Genomic DNA, 22,133 nt, shown 5'->3' with positions numbered 1-22,133 from the left:
GGAAAATGAACAAGTATACGGAATTAACCGTCGTGGTGCCTGCCTATAATGAGAGTTCGCACCTTGAATATGTCCTGCTCACGATCGCGGATGAGATTCGCAAGGTGACAAACGATTATGAAATCTTGGTCGTGGACGACGGTTCGAGCGACAATACGTGGGAGAGAATCGAGTTGTGCACTCAGACGATACCTTGTGTGCACGGCATTAAGTTAAGCCGAAACTTCGGCAAGGAAATGGCGTTATGCGCCGGGTTGGAGAACGCTCGAGGCGACGCCGTCATCTTGATCGACGCTGATCTGCAGCACCCCCCCTCCCTCATCCCCCAGATGGTCGAGATGTGGAGGAGCGGAGAAGCCGATATAATCGAAGCCGTGAAACGAAGCCGCGGGAAGGAATCCCTCCGAAACAAGGTCGGCTCTATCGTTTTCTATGGACTGTTGAATAAATTGACCGGGTACAACTTGAAAGGCGCTTCGGATTTCAAGCTGCTGGACCGTAAAGTCGTGCAAGCCTGGACACAAATGCCGGAACGCAGCACGTTCTTCCGCGGGATGTCCAGGTGGCTTGGATTCAACGTGACCAAGATCGAGTTCGACGTTCCTGAGCGTAAGGTAGGTAAGAGCCGTTGGGGAATAATCTCCCTCATTCGTCTTGCCATCCAGGCGATTGTCGCCTTCTCGTCGCTGCCGCTTAGGCTGATCAGCTTCATCGGCCTTCTGTTCTTTGTCGGGGCGACGGTGCTAGGTGGTCAGACATTGTATTATAAGCTGATCGGCAATGCCGTGACCGGATTTACTACCGTCATCTTATTGCTGCTGATTATTGGTGGTGTCATTCTGTTCAGTCTGGGCATCATCGGCGAATACATCGCCTCAATCTATAACGAAGTGAAGGGCCGTCCGAGATTCGTGATCAGCAGTCGTTGTTCTAGCGAAGACACGGAGTTGGAGCACGCAACTTGGCTGAGATACGGTCAAGGAAGCCGCAACCGCAGCCGCGATGAGGTTCGCAGCAGCTTATTACCTTAATTGCGAACATGGAGACGACGTCAGTGAGGCTGCGGTTGCAGTTCTCCTCGGCATAGCCGGTTCAGCGTCTCCACATATAATTCGCGTTCCGTCTCCTGCACACGAGCACTTAACGTGTGAACCGTGTCGTCCACCAGGACGGGAACCTCGCATTGCGCCAGAATCGCTCCTTCATCATATGCCCCATTCACCAAATGTACCGTAACGCCGGTTACGCTCTCCTTCGCATCCAATACAGCTTGATGCACGTGTATGCCGTACATCCCTCTCCCTCCGTATTTGGGCAGAAGAGAAGGATGGGTGTTGACTACTCGGTTGCTATACCGTGCTAATGTTGCAGGCCCGAGCTTCTTCATGTAGCCCGCTAGGATGATCCAATCGGCCTTTTGATGAATCAATGTTGCCAGGATCGCCTTGTCCAGTTCCGCTTCATCCGGGTATGCTCTGGAGCTCAAATGAAAGACTGGTACCTGTGAGGCCCGGGCCCTCTCTAATGCATAAGAAGTCGAATTGTTGCTGATGACCGCACACACCTGGGCATCGAGATTACCATCCCGGCATGCATCGAGTATCGCCTGGACGTTGGAGCCGTTATGGGAGGCGAATAATGCTAAGTTAATCATCTTGCAGTCACGTTCCCTTCTGCTTGTCGCATCATGATCGACACGGCGGAGTCATAGCACAACGCCAGCTCCTGCTTCGACACTCGCGCCGGATTGTGCTCGAACGTCACATGGAACGTATCGTTGCGCTGCGACAGAAAGTCCAAGTACCCGCTGGCATCCCCGTATTCGGGGTCGGATAGCTGACCCGGAAGCACAGGCAAATGGCGATCCATCTTGTCCGGTTCATATTTGACATTGCTATAGTGAATCAGATACACATACTTGGCTGCAGCATTCATGAAAGCGTATGGATCGAAAGCCGGGAACACCCGTTTATGAATATCGAGTCGTTGCAAATCAAGAACAAGCTTGATGTCTGGAAACTCCTCGAATAAGCTGATCCAGCTCTCCTCCAAATCTCCGAAAAAGTCATACTCCAACACGATCCGCTGTCCATGGCGAACTTGCAGCTCGCTGATCTGATTGAACGCCCTACGACTGAACTCCACAAAATCGCCGGGATGCACCTGATTCATCTCATAGCGGTCGAATTGCGGCAAGGTCGCCAAGTACCGTTCGTCCTTAACTGTCGGGAAGATGGATGGGTAAGGATAATGAGTAAGCACATAGTCCGCCCCGAATCGGGAGGCCAGCTCCGCTTCCTGTTCCAGCCGAGCATAGGCCAATTCCCGCTCTTCACGATCAATCGCTGTAATGCCTGGCAACGAATAGCCTTGCCCTCCAAGAACAGGGGTATGAATCCCATATGCCAGCTTATGCGTCTCTATGAACGTGGCCAATTCCTCCAACTGAGTAGTACTCAAGAATTGCGATATTTCCAGACCTGTAATACGCTCTGTCGCATACGCCGTCCAGCGCTCCAGATCGAATCCGTTCCACATCCCGATTTGTAAACGACGACTCCCCAGAATCAGATTCCCTTGCTTCACCTGGTTGTTATGTTCTCCTTGGTCCATCCTGCTTGCTCCTCTCACCCATCCATTGCCAAGCTGATCTGAATCTCAGATTACCATATTTCTAATCCTATGTCGTACTTGTTCGACTGCGCTTTCTTTGCGACATATAATGTCCCGAATTAACTCAAGGGTTGATAGTTCGAATTGCTGACGTTGCTCAGAATCCGGCATAGCTGCCAGATTGATTTCAACAGTCAGCAATGCGGATTGAGCCGCAGCCTCGAACAATAGTGCACCGATCCCAAGATCGGAGATGACGTTCTTGTTGGCACAAGGGGCTAGCTCACCAGTCAGGGTAAGCGCATCGCGGCACACCTCCATCAATCGCATGGGAATCGCGATCGCTTCCAGAGAAGCTTCGTGCAACGCGTGCTTGCGGATCGCCTGTTCCTCATCTGTCGACTTCGGCAGCTTCATCGCTTGCATATACCGCTCGAATGATACGATGTCTGCCTCCAGCAAATCCTCGCATTGCAAGGAAGTGTGCTGCAGCCTCGCTAATGCGCTCTCTACTTGTTCCGCCAACGCGGCGAACTTCACGCCCTTGGTGAAATTCGCCGCCATTGAGGCCATTGCTGCCCCTAACGATCCGACAAGCGCGGCTACGCTGCCACCACCGGGAGTCGGGGTAGCCGCACCTGCTTCCTGAAGAAAATCCTGCATGCTTCGATCCAATGTACGTTGACGTATCATAGCGATGCCCCCTGTTCCATATTGGCAATCTGCAACTCGTATGCTTTCAGTACGTTATGGAATAACAGAGCTGTTGTGAGCGTACCGATTCCGCCCGGTGTGGGGGTAAATGCAGCAGCAGCTTCTCCAGCAGACGGCTCTACGTCACCTGCAATCGTACCATCCGGACGCTCGTTCATACCTGCGTCGATCAATACCAGATCGCCGTGAATCATTTCCCGGGTGATAAGTCCCGGGGAGCCTACCGCTGCGAAGACGATGTTGGCACGGGCAACGTGCTGTTGCAGGTCACGTGTACGCGAGTGGCATACGGTCACGGTCGCCTGCTCCCGCTGGAGCAGATGGAACAGCGGCATGCCAACGGTCTGTCCACGGCCGATGAGCGTTACGTTGCTCGCCTCCAGCTTGTAGCCGTAATGCTTCACTAGACGAATACAAGCTTGAGGCGTCGCAGGCACAAGACCCGGTGCACCTGTCAGCAGCGCGAGCTTGTTCGCAGGCGTAACCCCGTCCACGTCCTTCAGCGGTGTAATTGACTCGGTCACACGCCGAGTAGACAGATGCTTCGGCAACGGCAGCTCAAGCATAATTCCGTGTACGGATGCATCTTTATTTAATCGGTCGATGCAGTCGAGAAGTTCCCGCTCTTTGCCTTGTGCGCTGAATTCGTGTACCTGGAACCCAATCCCGATTCGATCCGCCACCTTGCGCTTGGCCTGCACGTAGTAAGCTGATGCCGGGTCACCTGCAACTACTATAACGGCGAGATTCAATTGGCATCCGTCCGCTAGAAGCTGTACCGTTTTTTGCTTGATCTGCTCGTAAACTTCGTCGGCTACAGGCTTTCCTTTCAACAACAAGTTCATCCTTAATCCTCTCCTTTGAATACCTCGATATAATCGAAAATAAACAAAAAAACATTCGGAGTTGATGACCTACGGAACTTGCAGCTAGTCGCTGCATCCGTCCAATCAACTCTAAACGTTTTCACCCAGGCGAACGGTATGTATGACAGTCCAGGCTCCCCCGTGGTGCTCCACGCTTCGCCAGTTACCTAGACCGGAATTGAAAATTTACAATGTGTTACATCCTCATCATAGCAAATCACTTAGCGGTTTGTCCAAAGTAATGTGCTGACTCCATACAACTTTCGTAATTGAAACAAGTTCTGCTATAATAAGGGTCATAATTGTGGAGGTATCGGATGGGTAACTGGAAAGCTAACTTAATTGTTTTGTGGTTCGGCCAGTTTCTGGTCATGGGAGGAATGACAATGGTCATTCCTTTTCTGCCCCTGTATATTCAAGAATTGGGGATTACAGATACGAATGATGTCTCCTTATGGGCGGGCATCATATTCGCTGGTAACTTCGTCACCTCGTTCTTCTTCCAGCCGCTGTGGGGCAAGCTCGCGGACCGGTATGGACGCAAGGTCATGCTGTTGCGTTCCGGCTTCGGCATGGCTATCGTGATGGCTCTGATGGGCCTCTCCGGTAATGTGTGGCATTTGCTATTCTTGCGCATTCTGAATGGAACGATCGCCGGTTTCATCCCGGCTGCTGTCGCGCTCATGTCTGCCACTGCTCCGAAGAACCGCATGGGCTTCGCGATGGGAACTCTTCAGTCTGGCAGCGTGGCCGGGACGATTCTGGGGCCATTAATCGGAGGCTTGCTGGCGGAATGGATCGGATTCCGATCCATCTTCTACATCACAGGTGGATTGCTGTTCTTCGCCTCACTGCTTGCCATGATTGTCGTCAAGGAAACGTTCAATGCTGAGGAAGCGGCGAAGAAACCGAGCCTATCGATCATCGCAGGGTTCAAGCAACTAGGGAAAATCCCGCAATTGATGGCGTTGTTCACTGTTACTCTGCTCATTCAATTCGCCCTGCTTAGCTCCATGCCGCTGATCCCGTTATTTGTACAGGAGCTTCATGGCAAGGGCGAATATCTCGCCTTCTTCTCTGGACTGGTGGGGTCCGTAACGGGATTCTCGAATATGATCGCGTCTCCCTTGCTTGGTCGCTTGGGCGATCGAATCGGACAAGCCAAGATCCTATTGTTTTCCCTGCTGGGCGCCGCCCTAATCTTCATTCCACAAGCATGGGTTCAGAATGTATGGCAGCTGTTCGCGATCCGGTTCATGCTTGGGGTATTCATGGGAGGCTTGCTCCCCTCGGTCAACGCGCTCATTCGCAAGTATACCCCCGATGGGATGGAGAGCCGGTCCTATAGCTTCAACAGCAGCTTTCTAAGCCTTGGCAACATGATCGGTCCCGTCGTAGGTGGAGCGCTATCTGGCTTCATCGGGATTCGCGGCATCTTCTACATAGCAAGTGCGTTGCTAGTCATGAACGCCATCTGGGTGAGCCAGACGTTGCTCGTTAACAAAAGAACCCCAGACCCTAGAAATAACCCCACAAAGTAAATTGGATCCATCGTAGCTTATTCCTATTACTTTGCGGGGACCCCGATTAAGAAAAACCCGGTCAGAGGCCGGTTCCTTGGTGGTTGAGTTTCGTGTGGCGCGTGGGAGGGCAGGCAGATGGGTTCCGACCGCTGTTGAAATCATGGCCCTTGGATTATAGGGTTTTCGATGTTGGACCATGATTTCAAAGGCGGACGCTGCCGCTTCTTCACTCCCTCTGCCTGCCCTCTCCTGTCCTACTTTCCTTTAAAAAATTAAGTTTCCCGTACACTTTTGGGCTTAACTTCACGGTGGGGCCTATGATTTCTGCTTGAATTGCTTCTAAGCGAGCGAACTCTGACTAAAATTGATGTACTATTGCAGGATTTCCTTCAGAAACAAGCTGTATCGATAAAAAATACTGCACTTTCGCGCAGGATTTTCGGTCCCCCCAGCACCCCTATCCGCTTTTCACTATTCGTTATCCTTGTTCCTGCGTTCGCTTCAATCGCTCAGCTAATACACCCATCATCCCCTTCATCACCTCGATGTGCTGGAAGCAGAAAGACAGCACTTGCTCGCGTGTCAGCTGCAACAGCACGAGTCGCTCTTCAGCCGTACAATCCGCGGAACGCAGCTCATTGTCGATAATCGACATTTCCCCAATATACTCGCCTTCACCGAGCAGCGCGAGCGTTTCCGTTCCATGATGCACCCGGACACGACCTTCGATAATCCCATGCATCATCCCGCCTTCTTCTCCAGCCGAATATATTCGTTCACCTGGTTCGTAGTGGACCTCTTCTACCATTCTGGCCAATCTTACGAAATCGTCTTGCGAAAAATTGGCGAATAACCTAATCTTCTGCAGCACGAGAATCCGCCGTAATATCGTTTGGTTATCCGTAGACAAACTCGAGTCCGTACGCACTACTTCCTCTGCTCCTGTGGAGCGCGGTGATGGTCTCGTGTCGACCGCAACGTTATCGTTGGATGTCGCTGCCGCCTCGTTCATTGCAGGAATCGCGGTTTCTGGACGGTCATGGACTTTACGATCAATCGCTCCCCGCAGTCGCTGAGACAGAAGTCTCATCATCTCTAAGGCAATCTCCGACTGATTGAACATCATTTCATAGAATACGGCCGTATCCAACCTCCACAAGCTGCACGGTTCATCCGCAATTACGGTAGCCGTTCGCAATCCGCTTGTCAGTACCGCCATCTCGCCGAAGCAATCCCCATCCTGCAGCTTGCCGATGACAGCCTCACGTCGAATCACATTCGCCCTGCCTTGTCGGATCAAATACAAGGAGTCGCCTTCCTCCCCTTCGCGAATAATGACCTCTCCCGCCGCCTTATTCACTTCACGGAGATGCTGGGCGATCACGGATAAGTCTTTCCCTGACAACCCTTTGAACAATGTGACTTGATGTAGCAGACGGACTTGCTCCATCTGTTGACCCACATCTGATGGATGTTGCTTCGAATCCTGTCCTTCAACGTCACGCCACTTATTGGACGCGGCCGGAAGTTTACTGAGGGCATCCGTAATGCAGCAATCCAACCAGCGATCTCCATGCGGGAGAAGACGTAGAGCAAGCATCCGGGTCACCATCACCTCCGCATCAGGCGGTTTCGCAGCACGGGCTGAACCCGTCATAGCCATCACGCGGGTAATGACCGAACGCATCTCCCCATGAACCAGTTGATCGATGACTTCAGCCGCATTCGCTTGTCGACGCGCATCTCCATTCGCCCAATTGGTATAAACCGCCTTGATGGTCTTGGAATCGTACATGAAGGAGAGCAATCCGAATATGCGGAGAGCGGTTTGTTTCTGCAGTCGAGTTACCGCTTCCGCAACGTTCGCAACCTCCATTGCCGCCTCGAAACCTCTTGTATAATCAATCAAATGGCCATACAAGTCCGCTTCCTCCACGATCAGCTTCTCCACAGCTGCAGAAGCAGCATAACGCCCTCGTTCGTTCATACGCATCATCGAGTCTAGCATGCTTGTGCGATTATCTCCCTGAATCAGGGCATAGTTGCGTAGCATCCTATCAAATGTCCACTGCGTCCCGATCCGCTCGTATACTTTAGGTACGTGCTGCGAGATCGCTCCCTCTGACAATAGGTAGGGTTCAATCAGCGGAACTATGACCTGATCCTCGTAACCTGCCAACGCTTCGATCGCAAGCTGTCGAGTGCTACTGCTGCCGAGCAGAGGGACGATATGAGGGACAAGCGCCGGTACGCGCAGAAGTGCCGCAGATTCCAGGGCACGTGTTCTCACTTGATGAGAAGGGTCGGACAATAGCGGAATAATCGGCTTATAGAAGCTTGATACTCCAATTTGTCCGAATAAGGAAGCTACCGCTACACGGTCCTCTTCCTCTTCACTATCGATTAACTGCTTGATCGTACCTACAGCCTGAAACATCCCTTCGACTCCATAATGACTAATTAGTCCGGCAATCGCGGCAGACTTGGCCTGTACATGCTCATCCACCAGATAAGAGCTGATTCGTTCCAACTGAGCCTCGTGTCCGTAGGCAGCCAACGCCAATATAGCATGTGATTTCTCCAGCGGCTGAGCGGACAGCAGGAATCGCTCCAGTTCCTCTTCGCCGTCTTTTGGAACAAGCCGCTGGACTACTTTCAACCCCTCTACCCTGACTTCCATGGACGCGTGCCGCAATAGCTGTGGGATATGTGGGGTTAGATCGTAAGCTTTGATGCTTTGCAATATTCGAAGTGCATATAAGGCCTGCAAGGGATCAGGGCTTTGCAGCGCTTCGACCAACGCTTTCAAACTAGCCGCGTCCATGATGTCCCACTCCGCATCCAATACGTCTCCTCTCGTCTGCAGAGTGGACATGAGCAGTTGCATATAAGCTTTCTTAATCCGGAGGGCTCCGAATATACAACAAATTAAAAGCACGACAATGATGATGCTGAATTGTTGGATGGATAAGATCGGCGACAAGATGATGAGGCTAATGGCAGCAAGCCCCTTGGCACCATTCTTCACAGTACCGTCCAGCCAACTCTTCGCCCTTGCCCTGTAATCCGGAGGGATGGGGAACATTATCAATTGGCTAACCGAAGAATAGATCGTATCGCCCAGCACCTTGTCACTGCCTTTAACGAGAACGGATAACGCCAGAATCGGCGCAATTAGAACGCCAATCGATCCAGTGAGCAGAGCAACCGGCAGCACTAGCAGCGACGTCATCACGCCAAAGTTGGATATAACTCTTCCTGTTACAAAAAACTGAACCCCCAAAGCGAGAATACCCGCATAGCCATAAAAGCTGCCCATAAACCCAGCCAATGCTTCATCCTGCAGCGTATCCCTCAAAATGATCTTGAACTGGTAATCAGCGAATGTTAACGATAACGTAATGGTCGCCGCAATGAGAGCGATGTACTTCAAATGAGGAACATGGCGGAATATTCCGCCTGATTCTCCCGGATTCCGAGATCTTCGCTTCTCGCCTGCCGCTTGTTTCTTGCGATTGCCGGATACCACATCAAATGTTGCTTTCTTATCCGCGACCTTGCGGATGATCATTCTCACGAATACAAAGCATAGCAGCTGCAACCCGGCATAGACGATAATCAAGTTCAAAGTTCCAATCGGCTGAACGAGCAGCTTGAGACCAAAACCGCTTACGATCCCCCCAACGATACTCCCGCTACCAACCCAATTGATCAACTTCTTCGCCTTACGCTGATCCATGACAGAAGTGGCAAACTGCCAGAAGCAAACGATCATCAGGAAATTGAACATGTCGAACGCCACATACATAACAGCGTAAATCCAGTTCAATCCTAGTCCGGCTACCAACCGGGAACCAAGGCTAAGTACACCTACTCCAATCGTAACGATCGTGCACAACAGATCGATTCGTATTCGTTTGCAGAGCTTCTGGTACACAAGTCCTGCTAATAGAAGAATTGCTGCTTGCGGCAAGTACATCAGCGACAGCTTGGATGCCGAGAAATGAGTTAAGAATAACGTGTCCGCCGCCGTACGTCCGACCGTGGATGCCGACGCCACACAGAACAAATAAGCGAATAATAGTATGATTTTGACATATTCTTCTTTCTCGTCCAAGAACCGTTGCTTGACCGCCCCAAATCTATTACGGGATAACAAAGAATCCATTGTATACACGCACCTTCAACTGTTCATTAAGAGGTAATGAAAGACTTGATATGTATTCCATACCATATGGCAAAGTCCTTCTCGTATGAACAAAAACCCTATATCAGGAACAAAATGAATAGACAAAGGCTGCCCCCAAAGAGACAGCCTCTAATCCTTATATGTTAGTGCCTTGCTTCCCATCTGCTCCCAAGCTTCGATGAACGACCATTTGGCCACCGCTTGTGCTTGAATCCCTTCGAACGGGTTGTTCACATACACGTAGTCATCATCGAACCCGACCATCAATACACAGTGCTCCTGGAAAGTCGCCTCTACATCTTTTCCAGCCGGCGTCTTCCAAGTAACCCATGCATCGCTTTGCTCGAATGACGCTATGTTCCATATGATGACGGGCTTGCCTTTGGCGATTGTCTTCTCAATCACGCTGAAATCCCGTCCGGTCAAATCGAGAGCCCCAGGCGCATATAGTTGCTCGAGCACATAAGCAATCGGTTTCACATTGACACCATAACCGAGGTCATCCCCGTAAATGTTGCCTACGAAGCCTTGATCCGGGTCGCCCCATACGAGAATTGTACCGTCTTCATCCAGCTGTGCGGGAGTCTCATCCTTCGGCAGCATCTCGGCCAAATCCAGCTTATCGACCGGGTGCTGCAAATACTCTAGCAACATAGCGAGACTCGTAATCTCGCAGCCATTGTACAATTCGGGTAGCTGGCTGATGAGCGGCACGTCTATGAAATGCGACTCATCCGACGCTTCGTCTTCTGTGCCGAGCGGAGCTTGTTCAGGTTCGAGAGCCGTCCCACTAGTAGAAGTGGGCTCGGCCGGGGGGTCGGCGATCGACTCGTAAGCCGTCTGTACCGGTAGAGTCTTGCTTGTCTTCCATTCACCGGGGAGCGGTTCTGGCGGTCTTTCGGCTCCTCTCGACGCATTGTGGACGATGAGCCAGATAAGCAAGCTCAACACACATCCAAGTGCTGCGAATTTCCGATTCATCCATCTCCCCTCCTCAACTGAAGCTATTATAGCACATCACTATTTCAATGTGAGATTAGCCGAGTACGGGAGGCTCCAGTTTATTCTAATTTCTTCTCATGTCGCCCCTCTTGCACTTCGTCGAGGTCAGCTTCCACGAATCGCTTGAGCGCGGCCAGCTTGTTCTCCCAGAACCGCTCGTAGAACGCAAGCCAACGCTTCAGTTCCAGAAGCGGCTCTGGCTCGAGGCGATACCGCGTTTCGCGTCCCACCTTCCGCTCCTTCACTAGACCAGCGTCCGCCAGAATGCGCAGATGCTTGGATACGGCCGTACGGCTCATTGGATAGTGGCCGCTAATAACGTTCACTGGCATCTCCTTATCGACCAAAAGCCGGATCAAGCTGCGGCGGGTCGGGTCTGCAATCGCTTGAAACACGTCATGCTTCGGTGAGGTCGCTGCCATCTTAGCCCTCGACGAACACGCGGAGCTTCTGACCCATGCCTTCCCAGCCTTGGGACATACGCTCGCGAACGACGGCGTGCGTTTCCCCGAATTCCGTGACCTCATCGGCGCTCCACCCGGAATGAATCAACGTGAACTCGGTCTGCCCTTCCTGCTCAACCAGCTCGAAGGTGAGCACCCAATCTTTGCCCCATGTGAAGCTCAGCTTGTTCGGAGGGTCCAACTCGGTTACTTGGCAAGGGGAATCGCCGAACGGACCGGCTTTCAGAACGAATTCATACCCGGCGATCGGTTGGAACGTATTCGGCATGAACCAGGCTTCGATCCCTTCGGATGTGGCAACCGCGTTCCATACTTTTCGGATCGGTGCTTTCAATAACTGGGTCTGGCGAATATCCGGAATTGCAGTAGGTTTGTTGGACATCTTCTTCACACCTCTTAGGTTTATTTAGGTTTTACAACACGAAACCATTTGGTTTCCATTCAGATTATAAGACACCATTTGGTTTCGCGTCAACTGGAAATCCGATACAAAGGAAGAGACAGTACGCCTATCACGTACTGTCTCCAATTTATTGTTCGCTTACACCAACCTGTTCGACCTTCTATCCATAAACTTCCGTTACTTATGCTAACGCCAAGCCTCCGGTAGAAGTTGTCGATACTTGGGCTGGTAATACCGGTCGTCTACCAGCACCAACATGCCCCGATCGTCCTCGGATCGAATGAGGCGCCCGCCTGCCTGCAGCACCTTGTTCATTCCCGGATAAACATAAGCATAGTCGAAGCCGTTTTTCCCCAACCCATTGAAATAATCCCGGATCACATCGCGCTCCAGTCCTAGCTGTGGAAGTCCGACTCCGACGACAACGACGCCGGTCAATCGATCCCCGACCAGATCGATCCCTTCGGAGAAAATCCCGCCCATCACGGCGAAACCGGCTAACGTCGTCTCATTATCGGCGTCGAAGGCCATGAGGAACCGCTCCCGCTCCTCCTCCGTCATGTCGGCGGTCTGGAGCAATGTCCGAACCGGATGGACGAGCCCGGCCTCGCGCCGCGCCAATTCGAACGCCTCATACACGTCGTTCATATACGCATACGATGGGAAGAAAATCAAGTAGTTGCCGAGTCGCCCCCAAGTCAGCTTCAACAGTAGCTGGACGAGCGGTTCCCGAGTCCGCTCCCGATCCTGATAGCGGGTGGACAGCGGCTCGATGCGCACATCGAGCTGCTCCTTGGCGAACGGAGACGGCACGGACAGCGAATAATCGTCCGGCCCCCCTCCCAGCATGTCCAAGTAATAGGTGCCCGGGGACAGCGTAGCGGAGAAGTACGTGTGCGACCGATAGCCCTTACCCATCATCTGCAAGAGATAGGAAGGATCGAGGCAGAACAGCTTCACCCGCACTTCGCTGCGGTTCGTCTCCATATAGGTGACGTAACGCTCGTCATACAGCTTCCCGATCCGGAGGAACGCCTGAGCGGTGTAGTAGGTATCGAGCAGCAACTGCGACGCCGCACTATCCCCCGCTCCAGCTCCGGTTGCCAGATGCTTCTCCGCCTGCACGACGAACACCTCCAGCAGCTGCATCAGCTCTTCCGGACAGGACTTTTCCACGCTTGGATGGTCCCCGATTCGTTTGCGAACTGCTAGCAGATAGTTGTTCACGTCCTTGGCCGCATGGTACAGCTCCGGCCTTGCCGCCTTATAGGCCCGCTGCATGTCTAGATATTCCGACTTGTTTATTGCAGCGGAGTACATGTCCCGGCCTCGGTCTACTAGATTATGCGCCTCGTCGATCAGGAGCGCCGTCATTCTCTTCTGCTCGCCGTACTGACGCTTCAGCGCAACCCGCGGGTCGAAGATGTAATTGTAGTCGCAGATCACTGCATCGGCCGCATAGGCTAGGTCCAGGGAGAACTCGAACGGGCACACCCGATGCTTGCGGGCATACTGCTCCACGACCGGTCTCGGCATAAGCGTCTCGTGGGAGAGTACATCCAGCACCGCATCATTGATCCGATCGTAATATCCGTCCGCGTAAGGACAGTCCTCCTTCGTGCAGCTCACATGCTCCTGGAAGCATATTTTCTCCTTGGCCGTAAGGGTCACCGCATGTAGACGAAGCCCCCGCGCTTGCATGCGCGAGAACGCTTCCTCCGCAGCCGTCCTGGCAATCGTCTTGGCGGTCAAGTAGTAGAATCGTTCCAGCAGCCCGCCCCCGATCGCCTTGACCGCCGGGAAGGCGGTGGACATCGTCTTCCCGATGCCGGTAGGCGCCTGTGCGTACAGCTTCCGGCCTTCCTCGATCGTCCGGTACACCGCCCCAGCCAGCTTGCGCTGCCCCGCGCGGTAGCCTGCGAACGGGAACTCCAGGTTCGCGATGCTCGCGTCCCGCTCCCGCTTGTGGCGCACGAACATTCTCGCATAGGGCGCATACCGCTCCGCAAGCTGGAGCACGAACGCCTCAAGTTCACCGAATTCCGCTTCCTGCACGAACCGCTTCTGCTCCCCTGTCTCCACATGGACGTAGGTCAGCATGACTGACATCCGGACAGCCTGATGCTCCAGAGCATACATGTAGGCATAGCATTTCGCTTGCGCCCAGTGGACGGGATAACTATGTTCCTCCACATGTGACAGATCCCGCGCGGTCGACTTAATCTCCTCGATCATCATGCCCTCGTCCCGTCGCAGCAGCCCGTCGCAACGGCCGTCGATCACGAGCGTCAAGCCATCCCCCAGCAACACCTCGACGGAGAGGTACACTTCCTTCGCATCGTGCTCGGCATATTGCCGCTGGATGTTCTGGTGAGCCTTCGTCCCTTCTGTAAGCGAACTGGTTGAGCGATAGCCCGACTCAATGCTGCCGCTGCGGTAAACATATTCGACTAAATGCCGCACAGCGGCCTGGACTTTGACACTCATCGACTTGTGATCCTTCCACGAACAGAACGTTTGTTCCGTATATTATACCATACGTCTGCGGCTCACGCCCGTCCAGTCCCCCGAAAGTATCGGCAAGAATTGCGAATACATCTCGGGTGGGTACACATACGTCCATGCTTGGACCTGCTGACCCGTTGCGCCGTCCGTTATCAACATCTCTACCCGCTCGTACTCATTGCGCGGATCGCCGGGGCCGTAATACGTCTCCAGCTCATCCAGCCCTGCACCCGCTTGGTCCCAATCAACCGTGTACAGTTCGCCCACTACAAGTCCATCTCCGGTTTGGAAGAGGGCAGGGTACCCTTTCCCTGTATCCGCCAGCGCCCCGCGTATGAATGCGTCCCGCGACAAACATGTGGCTCCTCGCAATACTTCGTGATTGCACTCCCCTATGCGTAACGTACCATAGACGAACAAATTCCTTGGGTTCATCGCTCTTCAGTCCCCTTTATCCAAGAATGCATGCCGCACATCGAAACTGGCTCTAGCGTACCACAGGCCCGCTCATAACTTCTACACAATCTTGGCTTATCCTGGGAAGGCAACTTTGATAACTGGAGGACTCCATATACGTATAAGAAACTTGTACAAATCGGCTGAGGTGGTGGGAGCCATGGCGATTGTGTTGGCGGGTTTGGAACCAATCGCCATGGATAGTTATGGCACACTCAGGACATGCTACAACAAGAAATTTCGCGCCAAATGTATAACAAATAATTCCTATGAGTTTACAATGAATAAAAAGCTTGATTTCTGAAACAATGTTGCTATACTTATGGAAGTCAATGAAACAATATTCCATCTCAGAATACGGAGGAATGCACCACCATGAGTAAAAACAAAATTTTCTGGACCGCCACGGTACTCTCCCTGCTACTATTCGTTCTGGCAGCATGCGGCAAGACCGATACGACTCCTCCTCCAGCGGGCACGCCATCGTCCTCACCAGCGGCTGGCACCCCTAAGAGCGGCGGCAGCCTTATAATCGGCGTAGCCGACGATCCAAAAGCGCTGAACCCGATGTATGCCAGCGACCGTGTGACTTTAACAATAAATCAGTCACTCTATGCCCCACTGTTCTCTATCAACGATGGCAAGAAGACGTTCGTGCTCGCAGAGAGCCTGACTCCTTCGGCCGATTTCCTGAAATACACATTGAAACTTAAAAACAACCTGACGTGGCATGATGGTCAAAAGCTGACGGCCGACGATATCGTGTTCACGATCAATAACATTCTCGACGAGAAGCAGCACAGCTTCTTGCGTAGCCTCTTCGTTCTGGATGGCAAGCCGATCACGGTGAAGAAAGTAGACGACACCACCGTCGAATTCACCCTGCCGCAAGTGACCGCGGCGTTCGAAGGCGCGCTCGTGCAAGTGTTCCCGATTCCGAAGCACATCTACGAGGGGGAAGCCGACTTCGAGAAGAGCACGAAGAACAACAAGCCGATCGGCTCCGGTCCTTTCAAATTCAAAGAATACAAAGCTAGCGAATATGTGACGCTCGACCGGTTCGATGGTTTCTTCGCAGGAAAGTCCTACTTGGATTCTGTCACCTACCACATCGCCAAGGATACGAACGCAGCCAACCTGGCGCTTCAGAACGGCGAGATGCAAATGAAGTTCATCGACCCGCAGGACTTCAAGAAGTTTAACGACACCGGCAAGTTCAACATGATCTCGTTCAACGAAGGCCGTCTCGCCTACATGGCTTACAACATGAATATTGACGTGATGAAGAAGAAGGAAGTGCGCCAAGCGATCTCTTACGCGATCAATCGCGACGAGCTCATTACCGCTTCATACACATCGCTGGATTTTGCAGAACCCGCTTCTTCCGTGCTGACTCCGGATACGCTGTACCATACGAAGGACGTCAACTCGTACAAATTCGATGCGAACAAAGCAAAGGAATTGCTCAAAGCCGCTGGTGTGGACAAGCTGAAGCTCCGACTCGCCTATGTGAACTCGAACAAGGCCCAAACGAGCCAGGCTCTGTACATTCAGCAAAAACTTAAAGACATCGGCGTAGAAGTCGAGCTGATGGCGCTGGACCCGGCGGCTTACAGCCAGAAGGCGACCAACATGAAGAACACCGATTTCGAGCTATCGCTCGGAGGTTACATTATGGGCTATGAGCCCGATGCTTACAAATCGCTGTTCATGAGCACAGAAGCTTACAACTATTCGCATTATAGTAACAAAGACTTCGACGCCCTTTGGTCCAAAGCTGCGATCGAGACCGATACAGCGAAGCGTGGCGACCTGTATAAGAAGATTCAGCAGCAAATCGCGGATGAAAGCCTGTTCTACCCGATCGCGTACACGAAGTCGATCATTGCGATTGACAAGAAATATGAAGGCTTGAAAGAAGCGGTCACGAAGCCAGTCGTCATGTTCGAAAACCTGAACAAGCTGTATGTGAAGTAACTCGTTTTTTGCTTGTAGTCACGGCCATGCGAAAATAAGCTGATTGCGCATCAGCTTATTTTCGCTTCTTGAATCGTTTTCGCTACTCTGCTGGAGGGACGCTGATGAAATCGTTAATTGTTCGAAGACTGCTACAGGCTATCCCGATGCTATTCTTCATTTCCGTCTTAGCGTTCGCGCTAATAAAGCTGGCGCCGGGCGACCCGGTTCAGACGTTCGTCACTCCGAACATGAGTCCGGAGGATGTCGAACGGATTCGCCATAACCTCGGCCTCGACAAGCCGACTTATGTGCAATATTTCCTGTGGCTGGGCAATGCGCTCCAGGGAAATCTCGGCTATTCGCTGATCAACCACCGGCCTGTGTTGGATCAAGTGCTGGATCGGCTTCCGGCAACAGCCGGACTCACGGGAGCGGCGCTCCTCGTCTCCCTCGCACTCGCTATCCCGCTCGGGCTACTCTCGGGCGCTAATCCGAACCGCTGGCTGGACAAGCTGTTGAACTTCATATCTTATATCGGTATCTCGATCCCGAGCTTCTGGTTCGCCATGCTGCTCATCTACGTATTCGCCATCCACCTCCATCTGCTGCCCAGCATGGGCATGCGAACGATCGGGGTAAGCTCGGCCTGGGATATTATTAAGCATGGGATCTTGCCCTGTCTCGTGCTCAGCTTCTCGAACTTCGCCGTCTTCATGCGGTATATTCGCTCTAATACGATCGGTCAACTGCAGGAGGACTATGTGCAGCTGCAATATGCGTACGGCTCGTCCAAGCGGGAAGTGTTATTCCGGCATGTACTGAAAAACGTGCTGCTGCCCGTCATTACGATACTGGGGCTGTCGCTGCCGGAACTGGTGGCAGGGGCGATTATTACGGAGACGGTCTTCTCGTGGCCTGGAATGGGCTCATTCGGGGTGTCCGCTATGTTCGGCTTCGATTACCCGATCATTATGGTTATCACTTTGTTCACCTCGATCATGCTCGTGGCCGGCAACTTGATCGCGGACCTGCTCTACACGGTTGCCGATCCTCGAATTAAGGCAGGGAGGTGACGACGATGAATAGACGAATATGGGACAATCTGCTTCGCGAGCTGTTCGCTCGCAAGGTCGGTCTGGTCGCGCTCGTGCTGCTGGCACTATTCGCGATCACTTCGATCCTCGCCTTCTTAAGCCCTTACGACCCGAATCAGATCGTCGTCCAGGACCGGCTCCATGCGCCAAGTGCCAGCCACTGGTTCGGCACGGACGATTACGGACGGGATTATTTCACCCGAGCGTTGTACGGGGGACGCATCTCGCTCTCCGTCGCTTTCCTGGCCATGCTGATCGCCACGGTCGTCGGAACGGCCATCGGCACGATTAGCGGCTATGCTGGCGGTCGGATTGATGCGCTGCTCATGCGCTTCGTCGATATTTTCATGTCCGTGCCATCGTTCCTGATCATGCTGATCATCAGCGTATATTTCAAGCCCGGCATCCAGAACATCATCCTCATCATTGGGCTGCTTACATGGATGAACATCGCCCGGCTGGTCCGAGCGGAGACGCTGTCGATCAAGGAGCGCGAGTATGTGCTGTACGCCCGCGTGTCGGGGCAAAGCTCGTTCAAGACGGTAACGATGCACATTCTTCCGAACATGATCTCAACCATTATCGTAGCGGCTACGATTAATATTGCGACTGCGATCCTGATGGAATCGTCGCTCAGCTTCCTCGGGCTCGGCATTCAGCAGCCTAACTCGTCGTGGGGCAGCATGCTGAACAACGCCCAAGGCTACATCGGGGAAGCGCCTTATCTGGCGCTATTCCCAGGTATATTCATCCTGCTCACCGTGCTCTGCTTCAACGTGCTGGGCGACTTGCTCCGTATCGCGTTCGAGCCGAGGGTGAACCAGAGGTAGAAAGGAGTGCAGGCTTGCATGGCCAAACAGCTGCTCAATGTTCAAAATTTGAAAACTTCGTTCTTCACCCGTTCCGGAGAAGTGCAGTCTGTGCGAGGCGTCAGCTTCCAGATTGCGAAGGGCGAGGTGGTAGGCATCGTGGGCGAGTCCGGCAGCGGAAAAAGCATTACCGCCAAGTCCATCCTCTCCCTTATTCCATCGCCTGGCCGCGTGATAGACGGCACTGTTAACTTCGACGGCGAGGACTTGCTGGACCAGTCGGAGAAGGAGCTGCGCCGCATCCGCGGCAACCGGATCGCGATGATCTTCCAGGACCCGATGACGTCACTTAACCCGGTGCGCACGATCGGCGGTCAACTGACCGAGGTGCTCGTGCGCCATCGGAAGCTCACCCAACGGCAAGCGGAGGCGCGTGCGGCGGAGCTACTTCGACTCGTCGGCATCTCTTCGCCCGAGGAGCGTATGAAGCAGTATCCTCATGAGTTCAGCGGCGGGATGCGGCAGCGCGTCATCATCGCAATGGCTCTGTCGTGCGAGCCTGAGCTGCTCATCGCGGATGAGCCGACGACCGCGCTCGACGTGACGATCCAGGCGCAGATTCTGGAGCTAATGAAGGAGCTGCAGCAAAAGACGGAGACGGCGATTATGCTCATCACCCACGACCTCGGGGTCGTGGCCCAGATCTGCAGTCGGGTGATCGTCATGTACGGCGGGCTGGTCATGGAAGAAGCGCCGGTTGACGACATCTTCTACAACTCCCAGCATCCGTATACCCAAGGGCTGCTGCGTTCCCTGCCGCGTCTGCAGAATGGCCGGCGAGAGCGACTCGTGCCGATCGAGGGGACGCCTCCCGATCTGCTGCATCCGCCGGCGGGCTGCCCGTTCGCCGGGCGCTGTCCACACACGATGGATATCTGTGCGGAGCGCCCGCCCTACTATGAAGTCGGCCCGGGTCACCGGTCGATGTGTTGGCTGCTCGATTCCAGCGTGAAGGAGAAAGCGAGGGATGCGGATGCATAAGCCGTTCGAGACACTACATGATTCACCTGCACCTGCACCGCTCGTCAGCGTCAGGAACCTGAAGAAGTATTTCCCGGCGAAGAAGAGCTTTTTCGGCCGGACATTGCAAGTCGTCAAGGCGGTCGACGACGTGAGCTTCGATATTCGTCGCGGCGAGACGTTCGGCCTCGTCGGGGAGTCCGGCTGCGGCAAGTCAACAACTGGGCGCAGCGTCATCCGGCTGTACGATATTACAGGCGGCGAAGTACTCTATGACGGGCAGGACATGACCTACATGCCCGAGAAGGAGTTGAAGCCATACCGCCGCCGGATGCAGGCCATCTTCCAGGACCCATACTCCTCACTCAACCCGGGGCTGACTGTGATGGAGCTGATCGGCGAGCCGATTGATATTCATAAGGTTTATCCGGCACGGGAGCGCAGAGATGCCGTCTACGAGCTGCTCGAGAAGGTAGGCCTCAAGCGAGAGCACGCTGATCGATACCCCCATGAATTCAGCGGCGGGCAACGGCAGCGGATCAGCATTGCACGTTCGTTGTCAGTGAAGCCGGAGTTCGTCATGTGCGATGAGCCGATCTCGGCACTTGATGTGTCTGTGCAAGCGCAAGTGGTCAACATGCTGGAGGACTTGCAGGCCGAGCTCGGTTTGACCTACTTGTTCATCGCCCATGACTTGTCTATGGTGCGCCATATCTCCGACCGGATCGGCGTCATGTATCTTGGCAGCCTTACGGAGGTCGCGGAGAGCGACGAGCTGTACGAGCATCCGGCACATCCCTACACCCAGGCATTGCTAGCTGCAATCCCCGTGCCAGATCCGCGTGCGATCCGGCGCGAGCGCATCGTGATAAGCGGCGATGTGCCCAGCCCGCTCCACCCACCGACCGGCTGCAAGTACCGGACACGCTGTCCACATGCGATGACCCGTTGCGCTGAGGAGTCACCACGGATGATGGAGATTGCGCCTGGTCATCTGGTCGCATGCCACCTGTACGACAAGGACGAGTAGCGGCCGCTCAAAATCGTGAGCGACGCATCATGTCTCCATGACAAGGAGAAAGGAGATCAGTCATGCCAAACTCAGAATCATCATCACGAAACGATAACCCAAAAGTGAAAGTTTCGCAGAACACCGCTATCCTCATAGAAGCTGCGCGAGCATCCGGCCTGTCTGACGACGAGCTGCTTCGACTTGTGATTAACGGCGAGCTCGAACCGTTCCAGCACATCGCTGAAGGCGAGCTTGAATTCAGCAATCTGATCGGTTACGCGGCTGAGAATCCGGTTGGTCTGGAACAAGCTGTCCGACAAGGCTACCAGATTACGTTCAACACTATCAATGGCATGAAGTATTACATCGGCATCGTCTTCGGCAAGTTCCGCGAACAGGATTATCCGAATTTGCCCGATCGCATCGAAGGACTGACCTTGACGCAAGGAGAAGCCGTCAAGCTAAGAAGTTCCCTTTCTCCCTACTGGATCATCTCGGAGATCGGACGCAACGAACATGACGGCACAGTTAGTCTTAGCATTCATCTTCCCCAGGAAGGCTAGTGAGTGAGGCCTTTGAGCCAATAGTAAGATTGTGAATATGCATGAAAGGGACAAGGGCATCAACATGCTCTTGTCCCTCCTATTAATCCGATGTCTTGAAATGTGCGATGGATCCTCCCTATCAATCAAATGATCACCTTCTGTCGCACACCATCTAGCCTATATCGCAACATTACCGCCGTCTCACTTCACTCTGGCAATACACAACCCGTCATACGCCGGCAACAGTGTGCTCTCCAGCCTCGGATCTGAAGCAATCGCCTCATTGAACTGCCGCATCACCTGCACAGAATTCGATGTGACGCTCGGGTCCATGACACGACCATGCATCAGTGCATTGTCGCCAACGATGATCGCACCGGGATTCGCCAATCGGATTGCCCGCTCCAAGTAATTCACATAGTTGCCTTTGTCCGCATCGATGAAATACAGATCAAAGCGCGCTCCCTCCTGCTCCAGCACATCCAAGCTGTCTAGCGCCTCCCCAATCCGATACTCCACTTTGTCGCCAAGCCCGGCTTCCGTCACATGCTGACGCGCCACAGCCGCGAATTCCTCCTTCAGCTCCAACGACACCAGCTTGCCTAGCTCACCGAGCCCTCTGGCCAAACAAATCCCGCTATACCCGCCAAGCGCTCCGATCTCCAGCACCCGCTTCGCTCCGTTCATTCTAACGAGAAGCGTCAGCAATCGGCCATAACCAGGCGCTATGGAAATTTCCGGCATTCCCTTCGCACGAATACCTTCGACTACCCGCTGCAAATCCGCATCCCCTGCATACAAGCTTTCCGCATATTGTTCCGCTGTCAACGCTTCACTCATCGTCTCAACACCTCTTCCTCTATATTCAATCTCTGTCAATCTCAATCCTAGACACGACTTCATTTGTAACGTCATGCTGTTTCGCCTATACTTAATTGTATGATTTCCCTGAGTGGATG

20 protein-coding genes and 1 riboswitch are annotated in these 22,133 nt (G+C 53.4%); of the genes, 9 read left to right on the top strand and 11 right to left on the bottom strand.

Features of this window, described 5'->3' with window-relative positions:
* Positions 1 to 5 precede the first annotated feature (5 nt).
* The gene (locus tag AC1DWB_RS06690) at positions 6 to 1,031 is read left to right on the top strand and encodes a glycosyltransferase family 2 protein (RefSeq protein ID WP_477540261.1); all 1,026 of its coding nucleotides are present in this window, start codon (positions 6 to 8) and stop codon (positions 1,029 to 1,031) included.
* A gap of 20 nt (positions 1,032 to 1,051) precedes the next feature.
* Here the strand turns inward: AC1DWB_RS06690 and purN are convergent, their stop codons facing one another.
* From purN to AC1DWB_RS06670, 4 genes are read right to left on the bottom strand one after another with little or no spacing between them, the layout of a single operon-like run.
* Positions 1,052 to 1,654: a phosphoribosylglycinamide formyltransferase gene (gene purN, locus AC1DWB_RS06685; protein WP_477540260.1), complete on the bottom strand. Its 603-nt coding sequence runs from the start codon at positions 1,652 to 1,654 to the stop codon at positions 1,052 to 1,054.
* Positions 1,651 to 2,613, bottom strand: coding sequence for a sugar phosphate isomerase/epimerase family protein (locus AC1DWB_RS06680; RefSeq protein ID WP_477540259.1), 963 nt, complete (start codon positions 2,611 to 2,613; stop codon positions 1,651 to 1,653). The genes purN and AC1DWB_RS06680 overlap by 4 nt, the downstream gene beginning before the upstream one ends.
* Before the next feature lie 45 nt (positions 2,614 to 2,658).
* Positions 2,659 to 3,306: a cyclodeaminase/cyclohydrolase family protein gene (locus tag AC1DWB_RS06675; protein ID WP_477540258.1), complete on the bottom strand. Its 648-nt coding sequence runs from the start codon at positions 3,304 to 3,306 to the stop codon at positions 2,659 to 2,661.
* Positions 3,303 to 4,172, bottom strand: coding sequence for a bifunctional 5,10-methylenetetrahydrofolate dehydrogenase/5,10-methenyltetrahydrofolate cyclohydrolase (locus tag AC1DWB_RS06670; RefSeq protein ID WP_477540257.1), 870 nt, complete (start codon positions 4,170 to 4,172; stop codon positions 3,303 to 3,305). Before AC1DWB_RS06670 ends, AC1DWB_RS06675 begins: the two co-directional genes overlap by 4 nt.
* 116 nt (positions 4,173 to 4,288) lie before the next feature.
* A riboswitch (ZMP/ZTP riboswitch) is annotated at positions 4,289 to 4,370 on the bottom strand.
* Positions 4,371 to 4,510: 140 nt separating this feature from the next.
* On the opposite strand from AC1DWB_RS06670, the gene AC1DWB_RS06665 reads away from it, so the two are divergent.
* On the top strand, positions 4,511 to 5,734 hold the full coding sequence (locus tag AC1DWB_RS06665) for an MFS transporter (protein ID WP_477540256.1): 1,224 nt from the start codon (positions 4,511 to 4,513) through the stop codon (positions 5,732 to 5,734).
* Positions 5,735 to 6,194: 460 nt separating this feature from the next.
* Here the strand turns inward: AC1DWB_RS06665 and AC1DWB_RS06660 are convergent, their stop codons facing one another.
* The 6 genes from AC1DWB_RS06660 to AC1DWB_RS06635 all read right to left on the bottom strand — a co-directional run bounded on the left by AC1DWB_RS06660 (position 6,195) and on the right by AC1DWB_RS06635 (position 14,714).
* Complete coding sequence (locus tag AC1DWB_RS06660; RefSeq protein ID WP_477540255.1) at positions 6,195 to 9,884, bottom strand: Npt1/Npt2 family nucleotide transporter; 3,690 nt, start codon at positions 9,882 to 9,884, stop codon at positions 6,195 to 6,197.
* Between the two features lie 150 nt (positions 9,885 to 10,034).
* Complete coding sequence (locus AC1DWB_RS06655) at positions 10,035 to 10,886, bottom strand: C39 family peptidase (RefSeq protein WP_477540254.1); 852 nt, start codon at positions 10,884 to 10,886, stop codon at positions 10,035 to 10,037.
* Between the two features lie 80 nt (positions 10,887 to 10,966).
* On the bottom strand, positions 10,967 to 11,329 hold the full coding sequence (locus tag AC1DWB_RS06650; RefSeq protein ID WP_477540253.1) for an ArsR/SmtB family transcription factor: 363 nt from the start codon (positions 11,327 to 11,329) through the stop codon (positions 10,967 to 10,969).
* Between the two features lies 1 nt (position 11,330).
* Positions 11,331 to 11,753 carry an SRPBCC family protein gene (locus tag AC1DWB_RS06645; RefSeq protein WP_477540252.1) on the bottom strand — a complete coding sequence of 141 codons (423 nt, stop codon included), beginning with the start codon at positions 11,751 to 11,753 and terminating at the stop codon, positions 11,331 to 11,333.
* Between the two features lie 207 nt (positions 11,754 to 11,960).
* Positions 11,961 to 14,261: an ATP-dependent DNA helicase gene (locus tag AC1DWB_RS06640; RefSeq protein ID WP_477540251.1), complete on the bottom strand. Its 2,301-nt coding sequence runs from the start codon at positions 14,259 to 14,261 to the stop codon at positions 11,961 to 11,963.
* A 42-nt stretch (positions 14,262 to 14,303) separates the two neighbouring features.
* Positions 14,304 to 14,714 (bottom strand): gamma-glutamylcyclotransferase family protein, encoded by a 411-nt coding sequence (locus AC1DWB_RS06635; RefSeq protein WP_477540250.1) that lies wholly within the window; start codon positions 14,712 to 14,714, stop codon positions 14,304 to 14,306.
* Positions 14,715 to 14,895: 181 nt separating this feature from the next.
* Here AC1DWB_RS06635 and AC1DWB_RS06630 point away from each other — a divergent pair, with 181 nt between their 5' ends.
* From AC1DWB_RS06630 to AC1DWB_RS06600, 7 genes are all read left to right on the top strand, one after another.
* Positions 14,896 to 15,039, top strand: a complete 144-nt coding sequence (locus tag AC1DWB_RS06630; protein WP_477540249.1) for a hypothetical protein — start codon at positions 14,896 to 14,898, stop codon at positions 15,037 to 15,039.
* 71 nt (positions 15,040 to 15,110) lie between these two features.
* Positions 15,111 to 16,712 (top strand): ABC transporter substrate-binding protein, encoded by a 1,602-nt coding sequence (locus AC1DWB_RS06625; protein ID WP_477540248.1) that lies wholly within the window; start codon positions 15,111 to 15,113, stop codon positions 16,710 to 16,712.
* A 104-nt stretch (positions 16,713 to 16,816) separates the two neighbouring features.
* The gene (locus AC1DWB_RS06620; protein WP_477540247.1) at positions 16,817 to 17,767 is read left to right on the top strand and encodes an ABC transporter permease; all 951 of its coding nucleotides are present in this window, start codon (positions 16,817 to 16,819) and stop codon (positions 17,765 to 17,767) included.
* Positions 17,768 to 17,772: 5 nt separating this feature from the next.
* Complete coding sequence (locus AC1DWB_RS06615; RefSeq protein ID WP_477540246.1) at positions 17,773 to 18,618, top strand: ABC transporter permease; 846 nt, start codon at positions 17,773 to 17,775, stop codon at positions 18,616 to 18,618.
* Between the two features lie 18 nt (positions 18,619 to 18,636).
* Positions 18,637 to 19,638: an ABC transporter ATP-binding protein gene (locus tag AC1DWB_RS06610; protein WP_477540245.1), complete on the top strand. Its 1,002-nt coding sequence runs from the start codon at positions 18,637 to 18,639 to the stop codon at positions 19,636 to 19,638.
* The gene (locus AC1DWB_RS06605) at positions 19,631 to 20,647 is read left to right on the top strand and encodes an ABC transporter ATP-binding protein (protein WP_477540290.1); all 1,017 of its coding nucleotides are present in this window, start codon (positions 19,631 to 19,633) and stop codon (positions 20,645 to 20,647) included. The genes AC1DWB_RS06610 and AC1DWB_RS06605 overlap by 8 nt, the downstream gene beginning before the upstream one ends.
* Positions 20,648 to 20,709: 62 nt before the next feature.
* Positions 20,710 to 21,192 (top strand): hypothetical protein, encoded by a 483-nt coding sequence (locus AC1DWB_RS06600; protein ID WP_477540244.1) that lies wholly within the window; start codon positions 20,710 to 20,712, stop codon positions 21,190 to 21,192.
* Positions 21,193 to 21,375: 183 nt separating this feature from the next.
* Here AC1DWB_RS06600 and AC1DWB_RS06595 read toward each other — a convergent pair whose 3' ends face one another.
* On the bottom strand, positions 21,376 to 22,014 hold the full coding sequence (locus AC1DWB_RS06595; protein ID WP_477540243.1) for an O-methyltransferase: 639 nt from the start codon (positions 22,012 to 22,014) through the stop codon (positions 21,376 to 21,378).
* Positions 22,015 to 22,133 lie beyond the last annotated feature (119 nt).

Source organism: Paenibacillus sp. P4_E11, assembly GCF_056401635.1.
Note: the sequence above shows the minus strand (reverse complement) of the source record. Positions and strands in the feature narration are given on the sequence as shown.

Coding starts and splice junctions, on each gene's coding strand:
- AC1DWB_RS06620 (WP_477540247.1), top strand. CDS start 16,817: ATGAAATCGTTAATTGTTCGAAGACTGCTACAGGCTATCCCGATGCTA.
- AC1DWB_RS06595 (WP_477540243.1), bottom strand. CDS start 22,014: ATGAGTGAAGCGTTGACAGCGGAACAATATGCGGAAAGCTTGTATGCA.
- AC1DWB_RS06680 (WP_477540259.1), bottom strand. CDS start 2,613: ATGGACCAAGGAGAACATAACAACCAGGTGAAGCAAGGGAATCTGATT.
- AC1DWB_RS06660 (WP_477540255.1), bottom strand. CDS start 9,884: ATGGATTCTTTGTTATCCCGTAATAGATTTGGGGCGGTCAAGCAACGG.
- AC1DWB_RS06600 (WP_477540244.1), top strand. CDS start 20,710: ATGCCAAACTCAGAATCATCATCACGAAACGATAACCCAAAAGTGAAA.
- AC1DWB_RS06645 (WP_477540252.1), bottom strand. CDS start 11,753: ATGTCCAACAAACCTACTGCAATTCCGGATATTCGCCAGACCCAGTTA.
- AC1DWB_RS06675 (WP_477540258.1), bottom strand. CDS start 3,306: ATGATACGTCAACGTACATTGGATCGAAGCATGCAGGATTTTCTTCAG.
- AC1DWB_RS06605 (WP_477540290.1), top strand. CDS start 19,631: ATGCATAAGCCGTTCGAGACACTACATGATTCACCTGCACCTGCACCG.
- AC1DWB_RS06630 (WP_477540249.1), top strand. CDS start 14,896: ATGGCGATTGTGTTGGCGGGTTTGGAACCAATCGCCATGGATAGTTAT.
- AC1DWB_RS06640 (WP_477540251.1), bottom strand. CDS start 14,261: ATGAGTGTCAAAGTCCAGGCCGCTGTGCGGCATTTAGTCGAATATGTT.
- AC1DWB_RS06615 (WP_477540246.1), top strand. CDS start 17,773: ATGAATAGACGAATATGGGACAATCTGCTTCGCGAGCTGTTCGCTCGC.
- purN (WP_477540260.1), bottom strand. CDS start 1,654: ATGATTAACTTAGCATTATTCGCCTCCCATAACGGCTCCAACGTCCAG.
- AC1DWB_RS06610 (WP_477540245.1), top strand. CDS start 18,637: ATGGCCAAACAGCTGCTCAATGTTCAAAATTTGAAAACTTCGTTCTTC.
- AC1DWB_RS06655 (WP_477540254.1), bottom strand. CDS start 10,886: ATGAATCGGAAATTCGCAGCACTTGGATGTGTGTTGAGCTTGCTTATC.
- AC1DWB_RS06650 (WP_477540253.1), bottom strand. CDS start 11,329: ATGGCAGCGACCTCACCGAAGCATGACGTGTTTCAAGCGATTGCAGAC.
- AC1DWB_RS06690 (WP_477540261.1), top strand. CDS start 6: ATGAACAAGTATACGGAATTAACCGTCGTGGTGCCTGCCTATAATGAG.
- AC1DWB_RS06625 (WP_477540248.1), top strand. CDS start 15,111: ATGAGTAAAAACAAAATTTTCTGGACCGCCACGGTACTCTCCCTGCTA.
- AC1DWB_RS06670 (WP_477540257.1), bottom strand. CDS start 4,172: ATGAACTTGTTGTTGAAAGGAAAGCCTGTAGCCGACGAAGTTTACGAG.
- AC1DWB_RS06635 (WP_477540250.1), bottom strand. CDS start 14,714: ATGAACCCAAGGAATTTGTTCGTCTATGGTACGTTACGCATAGGGGAG.
- AC1DWB_RS06665 (WP_477540256.1), top strand. CDS start 4,511: ATGGGTAACTGGAAAGCTAACTTAATTGTTTTGTGGTTCGGCCAGTTT.